The following is a 17909-nucleotide window of genomic DNA, read 5'->3' on the forward strand; positions in this document are numbered from 1 at the left end:
GGAAATCGCATGAAGAAGACTTACGAGAAGCCGGTTTTGGTCCGCAAGGGTAAGCTTTCGATGGTCGTGGCGGGTGGTTCGATCGTCAACGGCGCCGCCTGACACCAAATCCGCTTCGCAACGGCAGCGCGCTAACAGCTACCAGCAACCGTTCGGGCCAAGTCGGCTCATCGTTCATGGAAGCGGTGAGTGGGCCTATTAGTTCCTTTTTGAAGCGATTCCGGACGGAAGTTTTTTCCTGGAACTGCTCCAGCAGCGGATCGTGTTCCTGTAGTTTTCAAAGCGCCACCACCAGATCATCCAGCACGGCTTGCCAGTGGTGCCTGGTGGAGATGCGCACACGCGTCACCGCCTTCAGCATCGGCGCGTAGTTGACCGGCGCCAGCGCCGACAGCACGATCTCGTCGCTGGCGACCAGCTCTTCCCCCAGCCAGCTTTCGACCAGCGCCACCTCGCCTTCCGATGTGAGCCAGGCCCCGGTCAGCATCACCGAGTGGAAGCCGAAGGGCGCGGCGCGGCCGAACTCGCCCGGATGGCCGCTGCTGGTATAGGCGATATAGGCGCCCGACACGTTGCCGTTGACATAGCCCTCGCTGTTCGGCGTGTGGTCGCGCGACATGGCGTTGAGATTGCGCCAATCGAGCCCGGCATGGCCCGACGGCACCTTGCACAGGCCGCGCGGCGTGATGTCGTCGAAGCCGATGGTGGTGAGCATCGCCTCCGGTCCCAGCACGCCGGGCGACAACCGGCCGAAATCGACCGGATAGGCCGACAGTCTGAGCCTTCGATCGAGCCCGGAGCCGCCAATGACGATCGCATCGGCATCGACGCCGAGCGGGAAGCGGAAGGCTGCGTCCGCCGGCAGAGCGCGGCTCTCGAGCAGTTGACCCTTGCGCATGACCGACAGCATGGCGCCCGAGCCGGCCGGCGTGCGGCCGCTCACCGTTCGCCCCGGCGTGAGGCCAACCGGTTTCGGCAGCCCTTCGCCGGCGAGGCCGACCATCGAGCCCGGCGCTTCCATGAGGCGCACCGGCTGCTCCGCGTTGGCGCTCGTGGCGCGCCAGCCGGGCGGCACCGAGACCGCGAAACGATAGACCCCGGGCCGCTGGATCACCGCGCTGCGACGCTTGGCCGACATCGCGAAATTGGCGAAGCCGGCGCCGTTGCTGCGCGACGAGGCAAGGAAAGCGCCGCGCTCGTCATAGAGCCGCACCATGATGCCCGCCATCGGCCGATCGGCCACGCCATAGGCGCCGTCGCCATCGACATCCATGTAGACGAAGGACGAGAAGTTGAGCTTGCCGGATGTCGGCACCCAATTGGCGCGCGGCGCATAGTCGCCCGCCGGATTGGGATTGCCGCGCGCCTTGCGACGCTTCCGGCGCCGGCGCAATGCAACCGCGATCAGGCCGCCGGCACCGGCAAGGACGAGGGCCGAGACGAGGACGACGAGGAGAGTGTCAGCCATGGCGAGGAGGCGATGGGTGAGCACAAATGACCAAGACTATAGGCATGAGATTACAACCCTCCAAGTTTTCCGCAGATTAGTGTTGGACATCGATCCCGCAAGTCATGTTCGCCGGGGGTTATCTCGAATAGAGATGCTGGCGGGACAGCACCCCCCTCTGTCCTGCCGGACATCTCCCCCGCAAGGGTGGAGATCGGATGTCGCGCCGGCTTTCGCCAATCACCAGCGTTGCAGGAATGGCGAGACGCCGAAGCGCTCAATCTCCCCCTTGCGGGGGAGATGGCCGGCAGGCCAGAGGGGGGTTGGGCGGGAACTCGGCCAAGCGCACTTGGTCGCCTTCGCACTGCCCTCACCCCATCTCCACCCAGACCGGCGCATGATCGCTGGGATTTTCCCCTCCCCGCACCTCGCGGTCGATGCCCGCCGCTTTCAGCTTTCGCGCCAGCTTCTTTGACAAGAGGATGTGGTCGAGCCGCAAGCCCGCGTCGCGCGGCCAGCGGTTCCGGCGGTAGTCCCAGAAGGTGTAGAGCCTCGCCTCCTTCGGGAAGACTTTTCGCAAAGCATCGGTCCAACCCTGCTCGATCAGCGCGGCAAAGGCGGCGCGGCTTTCGGGCTGCACCAGCGCGTTGTCGTCGTAGGAGCGGGTCTGGTAGATGTCGCGCGGCTCGGGCACGATGTTGAAGTCGCCGGCGAGCACCACCGGCAGGCCGGTGTCGAGGAGTTCGCCGGCGTGTGCCGCGAAGCGTTCGTGCCAGGCGAGCTTATAGTCGAATTTTGGCCCCGGTTGCGGGTTGCCGTTCGGCGCATAGAGGCAAGCGATGACGACGCCGTCGACCGCCGCCTCGATATAGCGCGCCTGGCGGTCGGCATCGTCGCCAGGCAGCGCGTCGCGTGTCAGCACCGGCTCGGCTCCCCTTGCCAGGATCGCGACGCCGTTCCAGGTCGGCTCGCCCTTCCACACCGCGCCATAGCCGGCGTTCGCCAGCCGGGTCAGCGGGAATTGGGTGTCGCGGGATTTCAGCTCCTGCAGGCAGACGACATCGGGCTTGGCCTTGGCGAGCCAGGCCAGCAGGTTTTCGAGCCGGCTGTTGATGTTGTTTATGTTGAAGGTGGCGAGCTTCATTTGCCGAAGACGCCCCTCGCTTCGTCATCCTCGGGCTTGACCCGAGGATCCATGCCGTGACGACCGCCGTGGAACGCGGCGGGGCAGAATTCTGAACCGTTGCAACGCTTTAGCGTCACGGCATGGATCCTAGGGTCTGCGCGCGTCGCTTCGCTCCTTGCTCCGCCCTAGGATGACGAAGCCGAGGGCTGCGCCAGCCGGGCCTTCACCGTCTCCGCCACCGTCTTCAGATGATCGGCCGTCGAAAACCCTGACACCGCCTTGCGCGGCTTCAAATCGTGGTCGCCGTCCTCCAGCCAGACCACCTCGATGGCATTGGAAAGGCCGTAGGTCGCGACCTCGTCCTTCGTGCCAAACTCGTCGCGCGTGCCCTGGAAGATCAGCGTCGGCGTCTTCAGATCGATGAGATGCTTTGTCCGAAGCTGCTCCGGTTTAGCGGGCGGATGGAACGGATAGCCGAGGCAGATCAGGCCGGCGATCTCTCCCTTGGCAAACATCTCGTCGGCGACCATGGAGGCGACGCGACCGCCCATCGACTTGCCGCCGATGATGAGTTTGCCCGTCACGCCCTTCGCCCGCAGATCGGCGATCGCCTTGACATATTCGGGGTTCACCGTCTCGGCGCGCGGCGGCGGCTTGCGGTGACCGTAGCGGCGCGCGGCCATGTAATGGAACTCGAACCGGGCGACCTGAAAGCCGGCGGCCGCGAGCGCCTTGGCGGTGGCGGTCATCGAGGGCGAGTCCATCGACGCGCCGGCGCCATGGGCGAGCAGGATGGTTACTGGGGCGGTGTCGAAGCCGTCGAAGAGGAAGTGGGTCATGAGTGCTCCAACCTCACCTTCTCCCCTTGCGGGAGAAGGTGGCCGAGCGAAGCTCGGACGGATGAGGGGTGCTCCAGCTTGGCGGACAGGCCTATCAATATCCTTACTTGCGACAAGGTCACCAACGCCTCATTCCTTCCAGCACCCCTCATCCGTCTCGGCGCTGGCGCGCCGATCCACCTTCTCCCACAAGGGGAGAAGGAGAGGCGCTCACCCCGCCGTCCGCGCCGTGTGCAGATCCACGAACTGTATCCCTTTTTGCGCCGTTCTCGCCCATTCAGAGTCCGCGTCCAGTTCCAGATAGCGCACCCACAGCCGCCGGGCTTCCATCAAATTGACCGCATCGAACTCCAGCCGCGCGAGGTTGAACACCGGGTCGGCATAGGTCTTGTCGAGCGCGATCGCCTTTTGCAGATGCCGCCTTGCCGAGGCGACCTTGCCTTCGTCGCTCATCAGTCCGGCAAGGTTGAACCAGGCCTCGACAAAACCCGGGTCGAGTTTGATCGCACGCGCATAATCATGCGCCGCCTCCGCGACGCGGCCGGCGCCGCGCAGGCAGTTGGCGCGGTTGAAGGCGGCGACGGCGTCCTTCGGGTCGATCGCCATGCAGCGCTGGTAGAGTGCGGCCGCATCGTCGTGGCGCCCCTCCTCTTCCGCGGCTTCCGCCTCCGCGAACAGTTCTTCCAGCGTGTCGTCTTCCGGTGAACCGAGGTCGAACAGCAATTGCCCGTCGAGCTCGCTCCTGCCTTCGTCGAGATAGATCGCGTCCGGGCGGCCGTGCTGCGAGCCTAGATTGAGCGACTTGGCGGTGAGCGAGGCGACCGGGCCGGAACGGTGCACGGAGCGCGCGATGGCGCCCCAGGAAGCGCCGCTGGCGATCAGGCCGGCATATTTCCTGGCGAGGATCAGGTCGCGGAAGGAATAGGGCTCGCCGTCATGCTCGAAGGCGTCGAACAGCGACAGCAGGTCGAGATCGGCCCCGGAGAGCCGCGACTGGTCGATCAGCGATTGCCGCGACAGCGACGAGGCGTCGGGCGCCTTCATCAGGCCCAGCAGGCGCAGGAAGCCGTTTTCGCTGACGAGTTGGCGGCCGGCATCGCGCTCGGCCTTTGCGCGGCGCTCGATCTCGGCATCGCCGGTCCGGCTCATCGCGGCTTTGCCGAGAAGCGCTCGGCCGAAGACGACATGAGAGGTGCGGCGGGTGACGCCGCGTCTCAGCTCCGCATGGCGGCGCTCGACCTCGCGCGCGGCCAGCCGCAAGGGAAAGGCGGCCAGCGCGCCGACGACGCCGAAGACGGCGCCGGGAACGATCACTGGCCCCGCACTTCCCGCCACTTGCATTTTGCCGTCACTTCTTGCTCTTGCCGACGGCCTTCAAGAGGTTCGCCTTCAGCGGGTTCTCAGGCGCGCCGCCGGCGGCTGCCTTCCTGGCGGGTTTTGCCGGCGCTTCCTCGGCCTTGCTCTTCGACTTGGCCGGGGGCTTCGCCTGCTGCGAGAGGCTCGCCTTCAGCGCGTCCATCAGGTTGATGACATTGCCGCGCTCGGGCGCGGCCGCGATAATCGGCTTGTGGCCCTTCAGCTTCTCGCGGATCATCGCCATCAGCGCCACTTCGTAGCGATCCTCGTAATTCTTCGGATCGAAGTGGGTTTCCTTCTGCTTGATCAGCGCCTCTGCCAGCTGCAGCATTTCCGCGTCGGGTTTGGCATCCGGGATGTTGCCGAAATATTCAGTCGTGCCGCGCACTTCGTTGGGGTTCCTCAACGTGCAGACGAACATGCCGTTCTCGCGCGCGCCGATCGTCACCACGCGCTCGCGGCTAGACAGCACCAGACGGGCGATGGCGAGCTTGCCGGACTTGCGCATGGCTTCGCGCAGCACCGCGAAGGTTTCTTCCGCCATGGCGCCGTCGGGCGCCAGGTAGTAGGGCGCGTCCTGGTAGATGACATCGACCTCGCCCTCGTCGACGAAGGCCTCGATGTTCATCGTGTGGTTGGATTCGATCCTCACCGCGTCGAGGTCGGCGTCATCGATGATGATGTACTGCTTGTCCTCATACTCGTAGCCGCGCACCAGGTCCGAGCGCTCGACCAGGCCAAGCTCGGGATCGACCGGCTTCATGTTGATGCGGTTGTGCGTCTTCTTGTGCAGCTGATTGAACGAAATGCGCTCGCTCGCGCTGGTGGCCGGATAGAGCCGGACCGGACAGCTGACGAGACTGAGCTTGAGGTAACCTTTCCAACTTGCCCTGGGCGCCATGATGAACTCCTACGCGGCCATGCACTGACAGTTACTTGCAGCGCTCCCGTTCAAGGACGGTTGGCGCCGTGGAAATCCTACACCGACCCCTGATGGTACATGCAAATTGCTGACGAAGTGTTTTCCGGGGCGCGAGCGGAGGATAGTTCAAATTGTAAGAAGCGTCGATGGAGACGGTGGGGGAGACGCTGGCGGGACAGCACCCCCCTCTGTCCTGCCGGACATCTCCCCCGCAAGGGGGGAGATTGGCAGCTTGGGCGACAGCGCCTTTTTCTGCAACGTCGGTGATTGGCGAAAGCCGATGCGACATCTGATCTCCCCCCTTGCGGGGGAGATGTCCGGCAGGACAGAGGGGGGTGTGACGGAACGCTACGCTTCCAATTACCTCTCCGCTATCACCGGCAGATCCCTTGCTGCCTCGTCGATCTCCGCCCAAGGATCACCCGACGTCTCCAACAGCCCCGGCAGCGAGGCGTAGTTCAGGTCCTCGGGCGCGTCGATCGTCTCCAGGTCCGCCCAGCTCACCGGCGTCGAGGCGGGCAGATTGGTGCGGGCGCGCAGCGAATAGGGCGCGGCAGAGGTATGACCTCTCGCGTTGCGATGGAAATCGATAAAGATGCGTTTCTTGCGGTTTTCCTTGCCCATCGTCGTGGTGAAGGTGTCGGGCGCGCTTGCGGCCAGCAAAGTTGAAATGGCGCTCGAGGCCTGGTGCAGCTTCTTCCAGTTCTGCTTGCGCGTCACCGGCACGGTGATGTGGATGCCCTTGCCGCCCGACGTCTTGGCGAAGGGCACCAGTCCCAGGCTTTCCAGCCCCGCCTTGATGTGGACGGCGGCCTCCACCACCTCGCGCCATGAAATCCCCTCGCCCGGGTCGAGGTCGAAGACGATCTGGTCGGGCTTGTCGAGTTTTGTCCGATGCGTGCCCCAGGTGTGGAATTCCACCACACCGAATTGCGCCAGCGCCAGATAGCCCTTGGCGTCCTCGACCGAGAGATAGGTTTTTGTCTCGCCCTCCGAATTGATCGTTTCGAACACCGCCACCGAAGGCGGCATGCCGGTGAAGGCGTGGCGCTGGAAGAAGCAGTCCTGCGGCTTGCCTGTCGGGCAGCGCACCAGCGACACCGGACGGCCGATAATGTGCGGCAGCATGAAATCGCCGACCAGCGCGTAGTAGACGGCGATGTCGAGCTTGGTCGGGCCGGTCTTGCCGAATAGCCGCCGCTCCGGATTGGTGACCCAGATGGTGGCGAGGTCGGATTCGGCGATCAGCCGCTTGCGCTTGACCGGCGCCGGCGTGGTCAGCCCGCCGACATCGCGCAGGCCGCGGAACACGCCGTGGCGGATCGCGTTGTCCGCGGTGCGGTTGGAATAGCGGACACGTGCCGACAGCAGCGGCTTCACCCAATGCATCTCGCGCATGATCTCGCGCGGCACGCCCTCGGGCGGGCTGGCGCCGGCGGTCAGCCGCTCCAGCCTGGCGAGCAATTCCCGCGCCATATCGCTGTCGAAGCCCGTGCCGACCTTGCCGCGATAATGCAGTTCGCCATTCTCGAACTCGGCCATGCCAAGCGCGGCCAGCCCTTCCGCGCGGTCGGAGACGGTGTAGCCGGCGATGACGAAATCGTCCGTCTTCTGCGCCTTCACCTTGGTCCAGCTCTTGGTGCGGCCGCTGATATAGATCGCGTCGGCGCGCTTGGAGACGACGCCTTCCAGACCAAGCTCCGATGCCTGATCGTAAAGCCCCTGCCCGTCGCCCTCGACATGGTCGCTGTACTGGATGGCGGCGTTGGCGGCCTGGCCGGCGAGCAGTTCGGCAAGCAGCGCCTTGCGCTTCTGCAGCGGCGTCTTGCGCAGGTCCCAGCCGTCGAGGTGGAGAAGGTCGAAGGCGTAGAAATGCAATTTCGAGCCGGCGCCCTCGGCCAGCGCGTCCTGCAGCAGCGCGAAACGCGAGATGCCCTTATCGTCGAGCACCATGATCTCGCCGTCGATGATCGCCTGGGCGATCGGCAGACGCGAAAAGGCTTGCGGAAGATCGCCATAGCGCTTCGTCCAATCGATGCCGCCGCGGGTGATCAGCCGCACCTCGCCATCCACCACATGCGCCATGGTGCGGTAGCCGTCGAATTTTATCTCGTGCAGCCAGAGCTCGCCGGTGCGCTCGGCGGGATCATCGCTGCCCGGCGGCTTCGGCACCTGGGTGGCGAGCTGCGGCTCGATGCGGCTCGGCGGGTCGCCCTTGACGGCGCCGGGCAGCGCGCCGGGTTTCAAGGAGCCGGCCTTCGGCGGCAGGCGCTCACGCTTCTTCGGCGGCGCCACCAGTTCCTCGATACGGCGGCCGGATTTCACGCTTTCCGGGCGGGCCTCCAGGATGTCGAGCCTGGTGTCGGAGGCGAGATCGCGCTCCTTGAACAAGAGCCAGTTCTTCTTGTTCTCGTCCTCGCCGGGTTTCGGCTTGAGACGCGTCAGCATCCAGCCGCCATTCAGCTTCTGCCCGGCCAGCCGGAACTTGAAGGCGCCGGTCCTGAGGCTCTTTTCGACATCCTCCATCGGTGCCCAGGTGCCGGTGTCCCAGACGATCATCGGCCCGCCGCCATATTCGCCCTCGGGGATGACGCCCTCGAAGTCGATATATTCGACCGGGTGGTCCTCGGTCTCGACCGCGAGGCGCTTGTCGGCCGGGTTGAGCGAGGGGCCGCGCGGGACGGCCCAGCTCTTCAGCACGCCGCCGATTTCGAGGCGCAGGTCGTAATGGTCGGCGGTGGCGTGGTGCTTGTGGACGACGAAGCGGTTGCCGCCCTCGCCGGCGGCGCCGCCTGCAGGTTCAGGGGTGCGGGAGAATTCGCGCTTGGCACGGTAGGAGGTGAGCTTGGCGGACATGGCTAGGCGGAAGTGGTATCAAGCGAAGGCTTCCAGCGTCGCGTTCCTTCACACCCCCCTCTGGCCTGCCGGCCATCTCCCCCGCAAGGGGGGAGATCAGATGTCGCCGCCGGTTTCGCCAATCGCAAATGCTGCAGGAGAAGCGCCGGCAGCGAAGCTGCTAATCTCCACCCTTGCGGGGGAGATGGCCGGCAGGCCAGAGGGGGGTGCTGTCCCGCCAGCATTTCGGATTTTCCTACATCGCGGCGGAGCAAGGGACCAGGATCAATCGTCGGCAGCCGGCGTCAGCTCAAGCTCCGCCGGCGTCAACCCCTGCCGGAGCTGGCTCAGCCGGAACTCGTCGACCCAATAGGCCTCGCCGTCGACCAGCACGCGGGCGCTGTAGGAGCCGCCGGAAAAACGCTGCGCGGTGACGTAGACCTTGTGGCGCTCGAGCGCGGTCTTCACCGCGGCGCGGCGGGACTTTTCTCTGGCAACGGGACTGGCCATGGCCTCACTCAAACACGCCGCTCGAATGGCGGCCGCCCATAAGCATGGCGGAGAGCGCAATATGAGTCAATTTGCCGGGCCAGCTTTGCCCATTCACCGCCCTGCCCGCAGCCGCCGCCAGCGCTGCATCGTTTCCTGCGCGAGCTTGAACAGGCGCGGGTTGTCGCGCACGAAGGCGACGCCCCGGCCGCGGTATTTGATGGCCTCGCTCGCCGCCATGCCCTTCAGCGTGATGCCGTAGCAGAGTTCGGACAGAACCGCCTTCACCGCGCCCATATGTTGCTTGTAGCTCTGGTCGCCGACCGACAGGTCGAAATAGTCGAAGCCGGCGCCCCGCCCCCATCTGATCAGCTCGCCCATCACGCAAAGCCCGGGCGAGACGTTGGGCACCGCGCCCTGGTCGATCGCGATCAAAAGCGCATGCAAGGTGCCGAGATGGGCGGCCAGATACTGGACCGCGACCATGACGTCGCCGGCGCGCAGGCCGAAGATCCGCACCGAACCGTCCGTCAGGCCGCGATGCGCGGCTTCGCGGTAGAAATCGACCACCGCCGGCTGCGCCATGAGATCGAACCGGCCGAGCTCGCGAAAACGGCTGAGCCGCAGTTCGACCAGCTTGCCGAAGATGGAGTCGACGAGGGCCGGCGTGTCGGCTTCCACCAGGGCCAGGCCGCCATTGCGGTCGAGCCGGCGCAGATCCTTGTTGAGCGCCTTGACGAAGGACGGGCGGCAGATGCGCTTGACGACGCTCTCGGCGTCGCCGTCCATGGCGATGCCGTAGTGGGAGTGGATGGAGTCGCGCGCCTGCGAAAGCAGCGCCAGGGGATTGGCGACGCCGCTAACCTCTTTCGGGATACCGGCGATGTGGATGCGGTCAGCCGGCGGCAGCACGGAAAGCGCCGCCGCCCAGGCGGCCTCGGCGGATTGCCTGGTCCAGGGGGTCGCGTCGGCAAGCAGGGGCGCTGCATAGTCGCAGACCCCGCGGCTCAGCCACTCGATCACCCAATGGTGGAACGCGCGGCGCCGCATCAGCGGCACAAGCATCACCGGTTCGCCCGTCGCGGCGTCGCGCAGCTCGACGATGGCAAGCTCGGCCTTCTGCGGCAAAAGCCGTTCGACGATGCCTTCGGCCCAGGCGAAATGCTGGTGGCCGGTGCACACGCCCCTCGTCTCGAAACGCAGCCAGAGCGGCCTCACCGCTTCGAGGCTGGTGTGCAGCCGCGCCACGTAAGTGCCGCTGGCCGCGCCTGCGGCGTGCGGTGCCGCCGCCTCCTCGGCCAGGCCGGTCGTCATCGCGGCCATCGGCATTGCCTGGCTTGCCACATCATTCTCCTATCGTCTCTGCACGGCCAGCGTGGCCGCGCGGCGCCAGGCGCCGATCACCGTGGGGCGCTGTTCGTTCGGATGCTTGAGGTTCCACATGCGGTTGGCCGCGAAATACCATGAGGCCACCAGCACGAAAGTCTCGGAAACCGCCGCGCCCGCCAGTGACCATGTCGATGGCGCAATGGCCAGCAGGAGCCCGATCGTCGCCAGCCCGACAGCCGCGCCGGCCAGGGTGATGAAGGCGACGATGCGGAAATCGCCGACGATCTCGAGGACCACGCGCGGCATGACATAGGCCATGATCGGCACGAAATTGGCGATGGCGAAAATCCCGATCAGCCCGACCGAGGCATGCTGCAGGGCCTGGGATTTGATCATCGGCAGGATGAACAGGACGCCGCAGCCATAGGCCAGGCTGCCGACGCCCATGACGATCGCCCAGACCTTGGCCTGCGTCCACACGCGGTCGAATTCGTTGTTGCGCACCAGCCTTGCGAGTTCCGGCTGCGTCATGTTGGAAAAGGCGAGGCTGGAGATGCGCAGCGGCGCAAACAGCACCAGCACCGCCGCCAGCGGCGCGTAGGCTGCCGGGCCGGCGATGCCGGCGACCAGCAGCGCCAGGCTTTGTCCCTGGATGTTGGTGGTGGTGGCGCTGAACCCCGACCAGGAGAGCTGCGGCCAGAGTTTTGCATAGCGCCGCCAGGTCGGAGCGCGGAAGGAAATGCGCAGTTTGCGGCGCGCCAGCCTGACCAGCACGGCGATGCCGACTATGTTGGCCGCGGTGAGCGCATAGAAGGTGGCCTGAAGCGCGTCGGCGAAGAACCAGATCGCCGCCCATGCTAGCACTATGCCCGCGATCGTGAACACGGCGTCGCTGATGGAGACGACGAGCTGCATGCGGCGCGCGAAGAAGGCCGTGCGCATATGGCTGCGCAGCGACCAGGCGCAGACGAAGCAGGCGGCGCCGATGCCGCTCGGGTCGCCCAGCAGACGCATCAAAAGCCCTGTGCCAAGCCCCATCAGCAGTGCCACCACAAGGGCCGCCGATCCGAAGGTCACGTCATAAGCGTCGACACCGGCCTTGTTGGTGCTCTTGTTCATCCATACGGTGGCCGGAACGGCGGTGAGCGAGCGGATATAGGACAGGCCGACGCCGCCCATCACCATGGCCAGCGCGAAGAGGCCATAGCCCTCCGCCGACAAAAGATGCAGCAGCGCGATGTTGAGGGCGAAATGGAAGCCGCTCTGCATCGCCTCGCCTCCGATCATCAGCATGAGGCGCCGCACCAGATGAGCCGGAAACGCGAAATTCACGGGCTGGTCTCCGCCTCGCGGGCGACATGCGCCCGCCCCTGCCGCGCCGTTGCCGCCCTCAGCTTGTCGGCCACGATCGCGACGATCGCGGCGGCGGCGATATGTTCGCTGAACACTGCCTCGTAGCGCGCCCGGCCGGCGGCGGCAAAGCCGCGCCAGAGTTCCGGCCGCATGATGATCTCTGTCAGCTTGCCGGCAAGGGCGGCGGCATTGCCCGGCGGTACGTGCCAGCCGGTCTCGCCGTCGGCCACCACTTCCACCAGTCCGCCGATCGACGACACCAGCGGCGGCCGGCCCCAGCCCATCGCCTCGATGGCGACGCGGCCGAGCGATTCCGGCCGGCGCGACGGCACCGCCACAATGTCAGCCCAGCGGTAATGGTCGGTCGGGTCGGAGACGAAAGGCAGCACCTCGACATACCCGGTCAGTCCCATGCGGGCGACCAGTTCGGCCAATGCCTGCTCGCGTTCGATGCTTTCGAAGGCGCCGCCGACCAGGCGGACTTCAACGCGATCGCGTAATTCGGTAGGGAGCGAAGCGACCGCTTCGAGCAGCACCTCCTGCCCCTTGATGCGGTTGACGCGGCCAAGCAGCAGGACCCTGAGCGGTCGGCTGCCGTCATAGGTCACCGGCAGGGCGGCCACCGGCCCGGCAACGCCGTTGTAGACGACATGCGTGCGCCGGCCCCTGGCATCGACGGCCGGCGGGTCGCCGAAGGTGGCGCGCGTGGCGCGCGAGTTGAAGATCAGGTCAGCACGGCTCCAGCGCATCAGGGCGACGAGCACCTTGCGCAGGATGCCTTCGGGAATCTCGTGGATGTGCAGCAGCGCCTTGCGCGGCAAAAGCCGCGCCGCCAGCGCATAGTCGGCGATGATGGAGGTGTTGATATAGGTCAGGTCGTTACCCTGCATGCGCCGCCAGGCGCGCCAGAGCGCCGCCGGCAGCCGCGCCATCTCGACGGTGGCGAGCTTGAGCATCGCCTGGCGCCTGAGCACCCAGAGCGGCTCGAAGACGATGCGGCTGGCATGCGGCTTGAGGATGTCGACGATCGGCCCGTCGCGCGGCAGAACGACCTCGATCTCGGCGGCCGGAAACGCGGCGCGCAGCGCGGCTACGCTCTCCGCGAAGCTGCGGTCAGAGCCATAGAGCTCGTAGCCCTGATGAACGCAGGCGATGCGCATTGCTATCTTTCCACCTTGCACCCCTGGTCCGCTCCGTGCGCCGGACCCTCAAGCGCGGAAGAAACTTCATGCCAAATCCGCACGCCGCTCTACCCAGCGGTGGCCACTGCAAGCCCGGGAGCAAGGATCATGCCGGGTCTGATTTGCCCGGCCGCGACCCACGAAACCCGGCCGTGCCCCGTATCGATACAGATACGTCTCGAAAGTTGACCGATAATGAAGCAAAGCACGCGTTCTGAAGAGAAATTTTACACCTTCATGCGAGTATTCGCCCTGGGGGTACCCTGGCACAGATGTTGCTGGGCGTGTCATTGACGTAACAACAACCATGACCGGACCCCGGGGAATCCTTTATTTTGACACCGGAACGACCTCCCATCCAGATCGAAAAGCCTTCGATCCTGATCCTGGGTACGCGCGGCATTCCAGCGTCCCATGGCGGCTTCGAGACTTTCGCCGAACGCCTGGCGCTTTTCCTCGCCGGCCGCGGGTGGAATGTCGGCGTCTATTGCCAGAAAGAGGTCGAGCGCGTCGGTCAAAGGGTGATGACCGGAACCTGGCGCGGCATCGAGTTGATCACCATCGAGGTCGCCTCCAAAGGCCCACGCGCGACGCTGGAGTTCGACTGGCAATGCGTGCTCGACGCCGTGCGGCGGCCGGGCGTTTGCCTGGTGCTCGGCTACAATGGCGCGGTGTTCCTGACCTGGCTCAGGCTCATGCGGCGCCGGATCATCACCAATATGGACGGCATCGAGTGGCGGCGGCCGAAATGGGGACCGGCGGCGCGCAGCTGGTTCTGGCTCAACGAATGGATCGGCGCCTGGTTCTCGCACCGGCTGGTCGCCGATCATCCGGCGATCGCGGACCATTTGGCGACCAGGCGGCCGCGCAGCGCCATCGCCACCATCGCCTATGGCGCCGACCCGGTGACTTCGGCGCCTGAAGAGCCGATACGCGCGCTCGGGCTGGAACCCGGCAAATATCTGGTCTCGATCGCGCGGATCGAGCCCGACAACAACATCCTGCCGATCATCGAAGCCTTCCGCCGCCGCGATCGCGGCGACATGAAGCTGGTGGTGCTGGGCACGCTCAACGACGACATCCCTTACCACCGCGCGGTGCGCGAGGCGGCGGGCGAGACGGTGATCATGCCGGGCGCGATCTACGACCAGGCGGTGGTGAAGGCGCTGCGTTATCACGCGCGCGCCTACATGCACGGACACACGGTGGGCGGCACCAACCCCTCGCTGGTCGAGGCGCTGGCCGCCGGCAACATGGTGATCGCGCATGACAACCGCTACAACCGCTGGGTCGCCGGCGAGGCGGCGATCTATTTCAGCGACGTCGACAGCCTGAGCCAGCGCATCGACGAGGCGTTGGCCGACGACGCGCTGGTGGCAAGATGCGGCAAGGCGGCGCGGGCACGGGCGCGCGAAGCCTTCCGCTGGGACGACATCCTGCTGGCCTATGAGAAGGAAGCGCTGCGGCAGCTCGGCGTCACCACCGCTGCGCCAGCGAAAGCCGACCGCGCCCGGCACGCATGACCGGCTGGTCGCGCCGCCGGTTCTTCGGCGCGGCGCTGGCCGCGGCGACAGTACCTCTGGTGAGTGCGGTTCCACCAGTCGCATCCCCGGCGCGTGCCGCCACCGGCCAATGGCCCTTCCGGCGCGGTGTCAACACCTGGCCCTGGTTTGCGCTGACGCGCGAATTTCCGGCACCCCTCACCGACTATGACTGGCCGCCTTTCCAATCGCAGCGGCCGGTGCCGACGCCGGCCGATCTCGCGCGGCTGCGCGCCAGCGGGCTCGATTTCATCCGCCTGCCGGTCGATCCGGGCCCGTTCCTTGCCGCCGAAGCGGCCCAGCGCGGCGAGTTGATGGACATGCTCGACGCAGCGGTCGATGCGGCTCGGGCCGCCGACCTCGGCGTCATCGTCAACGTGCAGGCCAATGGCGCCACGCATTACTGGAATCCCGAGCGCATGGTTTCCAGCACCGCGGCGCCGGAATTCGAGTCCTACCGGGCGCTGGTCGGCGAAATCGCCGAGAGGCTGCAGAGCAAGAGCATGGTGGCGCTGGAGCCGGTCAACGAGCCGCCGCAGGACTGTTCCTCGGCGGCATGGCCGGCCGTGCAGGCCTCGCTGCTCACGGCCGCCAGGGTTTTGGGGCCGAGCGTGCCGCTCGTCGTCACCGGCGGCTGCGGCTCGATGGTACGGGGCTTGACCGCGCTCGACCCGGCGCCATTGGCCGACTACGAGCCGATCCTGTTCACCTTCCACTTCTACGAGCCCTATCTGTTCAGCCACCAGGGCGCGCCATGGATGCGCGAGCCGGTCTACCGCGCGCTGAACAACGTGCCGTGGCCGGCCTCGGCGGGCTCGCTGGAAAAGACGCTGGCCTCGGTCAAAGCGAGGATGGCTGAGGATACGGAAAGGTCCGACGAGGCCAAGAAGGCCGCCTATGCCGAGACCGAGCGCGTGCTGAAAGTCTATTTCGACGCCCAGCCCGATCGCCGCTTCATCGACGGCTACCTCAAGCAGGTGAGCGGCTGGGCGGACACCCATGGCATCGCGCATGAACGCATCATCATGGGCGAGTTCGGCGCGCTACGCACCGATGCCCGCTATACCGCCGCGCCCAACCCCGACCGCGCCCGCTATATCGCCGATGTGCGGCAGAGCGCCGAGGCGGCCGGCTTTCCCTGGGCGTTCTGGGACCTGTTCGACGGCATGGGCATGATGGACGACACCACGCGCGCGCTCGACCCGGCGATGGTCGAAGCGCTCGGGCTGAGGATGCCGGCGGATTAGGTCTTGAATTGTTGAATCACCAAACCGGGCTAAGGGTCTGGTTTCATTTGGGAGCCGGCCGAATGGCCATGCTCAGATGTATGGCGTAGCAGCCATAGCGGCTTTCAGGCCTGCGGTGCCCCTGTCGACCAGGGCCAGGAAAGCCTCGTTCGCTTTCTCCCGGCTTCTCGTCTGGCGGAAGGTGCGGTGCGCTTCGAGGAAGGCGACCGTCCAGGTCGCAAGCAGCAGGCCGGCCGCGAGACGCGCATCGGGATCGTCGGGATCGCGCCCGATCGCTTCGGCGAGCGCCTCGGCTACCAGATCCGCCAGTTCGTCGCGGATCGCCCGCGCCCGCGCCTTCAGGGTTTCGCTGCCGGCGACCGTCGGCACCAGACGCTCGCTTCTGGCGGAAAACTCCACCACCGGGCTGCGTTCGGCGACCAGCCGATGCGCGAGCAGGCACAGCGCCTCCAGCGGCGCGACGCCGGCGGCGCGCTGCCCGACCGCCGCGCGCAACATCTCGCGGCCCTCCTCGTCGCGGTCGAAGAACATGTCCTCCTTGCGCGGGAAATGGTTGAACACCGTCATGCGGCCGACATCGGCAGCCTCGGCGATCTCGTCCACGGTCACATGATCGAAGCCGCGCTCCATGAACAGGCGCGTGGCCGCATCGGAGATGGCCTTGCTGGTTGCGAGGCGCTTTCTGGAGCGGCGGTCGGACGGTTCTGGCATGGCTTCTCGTAGCATGATCTTTGTACTCAGTACATATTCGTATTGACTCCGCGGCATCAATGCCAGATATGTGTACTCAGTATATATTAAAACTCAGTACAGATTTCTTGACGCCCTGGCGCGAGGCGACCCCCCCGCTGCCGCCCGGCGCACCAACCCTTGCTCCCGGAGCTCATCTCATGAACAAACCTCTCATCGTCATCTTTGCCGCCATCTGCCTCGATGCCGTCGGCATCGGCCTCGTCTTCCCCATCCTACCGCGCCTTCTCGAGGAGGTGACGCAGGGCTCGGACATCGTGGCCTATATCGGCATCATGACCGCGCTCTACGCGGCCATGCAGTTCCTCTTCGCGCCGGTGCTCGGCGCCTTGAGCGACAATCTGGGCAGGCGGCCGGTCCTGCTGATTTCGTTGGCGGGCGCTGCGATCAACTACCTGATCATGGCCTTCGCGCCGCAGCTCTGGATGCTGTTCCTCGGCCGCGCCATCGCGGGCTTGACCAGCGCCAACATTTCCGTGGCGACGGCTTACATCACCGACATCACGCCTGATGATAAGAGAGCAGGCCGGTTCGGCCTGTTCAGCGCCATGTTCGGCATCGGCTTCATCATCGGCCCGGTGCTGGGCGGCGTGCTCGGCGACCACTGGATCCGACTGCCCTTCATCGCCGCAGCCGTGCTCAACGCAGCGAACCTGCTTCTCGCCGTCTTCGTCCTGCCGGAATCGCGCCAACCGGCCCGCCGGAGGATCGACCTCGCCGCTCTCAATCCGCTGAAGCCGCTGCGCTGGGTGTTTTCGATGAAAGGGCTTGCGCCCATCGTCCTGGTCTATTTCATCCTGTCCGGCGCCGGTGAGGCCTACGGCACCTGCTGGGCGCTCTGGGGTTTCGACACGTTCGGCTGGAACGGCCTCTGGATCGGGCTGTCGCTCGGCATGTTCGGCCTTTGCCAGACGCTGGTGCAGGCCTTCCTGCCCGGCCCCGCCGCCCGGCTGCTCGGCGAGCGCAAGGCCTTCGTCATCGGCATCGGCTTTGCCTGTGTCGCGCTTCTCACCATGGCCTTCGCCGACCAGGGCTGGATGGTGTTCGCCATCATGCCGGTCTTCGCGCTCTCCGGCATCGGCACGCCGGCCTTCCAGGCGCTCGCGACAAGGCAGGTCGACGCGGAGCTACAGGGCCAGTTGCAAGGCGTGCTGGCTTCGGCCGTCAGCCTGGCCTCCATCGTCGCGCCGCTGGCCTTCTCGACCTTCTACTTCGCCACGCAAAGACAATGGCCCGGCGCCATCTGGCTTTCGGTGATCGCGATCAATCTGGTCGCGGTGCCGCTGGTGTTGCTTGGGACAAGGGGGCGCGAGGCGAGCGGGGTGATTGTAGGAGCTTAAGAGGAAACGATGTGACCAAGCGAACGAGCGCGTTGGTCTTGCTTGTCCATGGGTCGTCGCGCGCACATTCGGCTGGATGACAAGATGGTAGCGCCCTGCGCGGAGCGCATCGACGCCTCTCTTACGCCATGCCCCTTGTCGTCACGGGCGGCGA

At 65.9% G+C, this 17909-nt stretch carries 15 protein-coding genes; 4 read left to right on the forward strand and 11 right to left on the reverse strand.

The genetic code is table 11. The features are described 5' to 3' along the window. Positions 1-9 precede the first annotated feature (9 nt). Complete coding sequence (locus tag KVT37_RS28845; RefSeq protein ID WP_217578419.1) at positions 10-102, forward strand: putative RiPP precursor; 93 nt, start codon at positions 10-12, stop codon at positions 100-102. A 175-nt stretch (positions 103-277) separates the two neighbouring features. Here KVT37_RS28845 and KVT37_RS28850 read toward each other — a convergent pair whose 3' ends face one another. The 10 genes from KVT37_RS28850 to KVT37_RS28895 form a co-directional block, all read right to left on the reverse strand. Further along, positions 278-1468, reverse strand: coding sequence for a hypothetical protein (locus KVT37_RS28850; RefSeq protein WP_217578420.1), 1191 nt, complete (start codon positions 1466-1468; stop codon positions 278-280). A gap of 349 nt (positions 1469-1817) precedes the next feature. Beyond that, complete coding sequence (gene xth, locus KVT37_RS28855) at positions 1818-2591, reverse strand: exodeoxyribonuclease III (RefSeq protein ID WP_217578421.1); 774 nt, start codon at positions 2589-2591, stop codon at positions 1818-1820. A 167-nt stretch (positions 2592-2758) separates the two neighbouring features. Next, positions 2759-3412, reverse strand: coding sequence for an alpha/beta fold hydrolase (locus tag KVT37_RS28860; protein WP_217578422.1), 654 nt, complete (start codon positions 3410-3412; stop codon positions 2759-2761). A gap of 210 nt (positions 3413-3622) precedes the next feature. Next, on the reverse strand, positions 3623-4753 hold the full coding sequence (locus tag KVT37_RS28865) for a tetratricopeptide repeat protein (protein ID WP_217578423.1): 1131 nt from the start codon (positions 4751-4753) through the stop codon (positions 3623-3625). 7 nt (positions 4754-4760) lie between these two features. Then, positions 4761-5669 carry a Ku protein gene (locus tag KVT37_RS28870; protein ID WP_217578424.1) on the reverse strand — a complete coding sequence of 303 codons (909 nt, stop codon included), beginning with the start codon at positions 5667-5669 and terminating at the stop codon, positions 4761-4763. A 381-nt stretch (positions 5670-6050) separates the two neighbouring features. Next, the gene (gene ligD, locus KVT37_RS28875) at positions 6051-8546 is read right to left on the reverse strand and encodes a DNA ligase D (RefSeq protein WP_217578425.1); all 2496 of its coding nucleotides are present in this window, start codon (positions 8544-8546) and stop codon (positions 6051-6053) included. A gap of 264 nt (positions 8547-8810) precedes the next feature. Then, on the reverse strand, positions 8811-9035 hold the full coding sequence (locus KVT37_RS28880; protein ID WP_027165877.1) for a hypothetical protein: 225 nt from the start codon (positions 9033-9035) through the stop codon (positions 8811-8813). 93 nt (positions 9036-9128) lie between these two features. Continuing rightward, complete coding sequence (locus KVT37_RS28885) at positions 9129-10358, reverse strand: GNAT family N-acetyltransferase (protein ID WP_308642790.1); 1230 nt, start codon at positions 10356-10358, stop codon at positions 9129-9131. Between the two features lie 9 nt (positions 10359-10367). Continuing rightward, positions 10368-11675 (reverse strand): hypothetical protein, encoded by a 1308-nt coding sequence (locus KVT37_RS28890; RefSeq protein ID WP_308642791.1) that lies wholly within the window; start codon positions 11673-11675, stop codon positions 10368-10370. Next, entirely contained in the window at positions 11672-12856 is a 1185-nt protein-coding gene (locus KVT37_RS28895; protein ID WP_217578426.1) for a glycosyltransferase, read from the reverse strand. The genes KVT37_RS28890 and KVT37_RS28895 overlap by 4 nt, the downstream gene beginning before the upstream one ends. A gap of 377 nt (positions 12857-13233) precedes the next feature. On the opposite strand from KVT37_RS28895, the gene KVT37_RS28900 reads away from it, so the two are divergent. After that, complete coding sequence (locus tag KVT37_RS28900; protein ID WP_217578451.1) at positions 13234-14400, forward strand: DUF1972 domain-containing protein; 1167 nt, start codon at positions 13234-13236, stop codon at positions 14398-14400. After that, on the forward strand, positions 14397-15665 hold the full coding sequence (locus KVT37_RS28905; RefSeq protein WP_217578427.1) for a glycoside hydrolase family 5 protein: 1269 nt from the start codon (positions 14397-14399) through the stop codon (positions 15663-15665). The genes KVT37_RS28900 and KVT37_RS28905 overlap by 4 nt, the downstream gene beginning before the upstream one ends. 72 nt (positions 15666-15737) lie before the next feature. Here KVT37_RS28905 and KVT37_RS28910 read toward each other — a convergent pair whose 3' ends face one another. Further along, the gene (locus tag KVT37_RS28910; RefSeq protein WP_217578428.1) at positions 15738-16376 is read right to left on the reverse strand and encodes a TetR/AcrR family transcriptional regulator; all 639 of its coding nucleotides are present in this window, start codon (positions 16374-16376) and stop codon (positions 15738-15740) included. A 179-nt stretch (positions 16377-16555) separates the two neighbouring features. Between KVT37_RS28910 and KVT37_RS28915 the strand changes: the two genes are divergently transcribed. Continuing rightward, positions 16556-17755, forward strand: coding sequence for a TCR/Tet family MFS transporter (locus KVT37_RS28915; RefSeq protein WP_217578429.1), 1200 nt, complete (start codon positions 16556-16558; stop codon positions 17753-17755). The last annotated feature ends 154 nt before the right edge of the window (positions 17756-17909 follow it).

Origin of the sequence: Mesorhizobium sp. GbtcB19 (assembly GCF_019091085.1) — a bacterium.
Classification (GTDB): domain Bacteria; phylum Pseudomonadota; class Alphaproteobacteria; order Rhizobiales; family Rhizobiaceae; genus Mesorhizobium.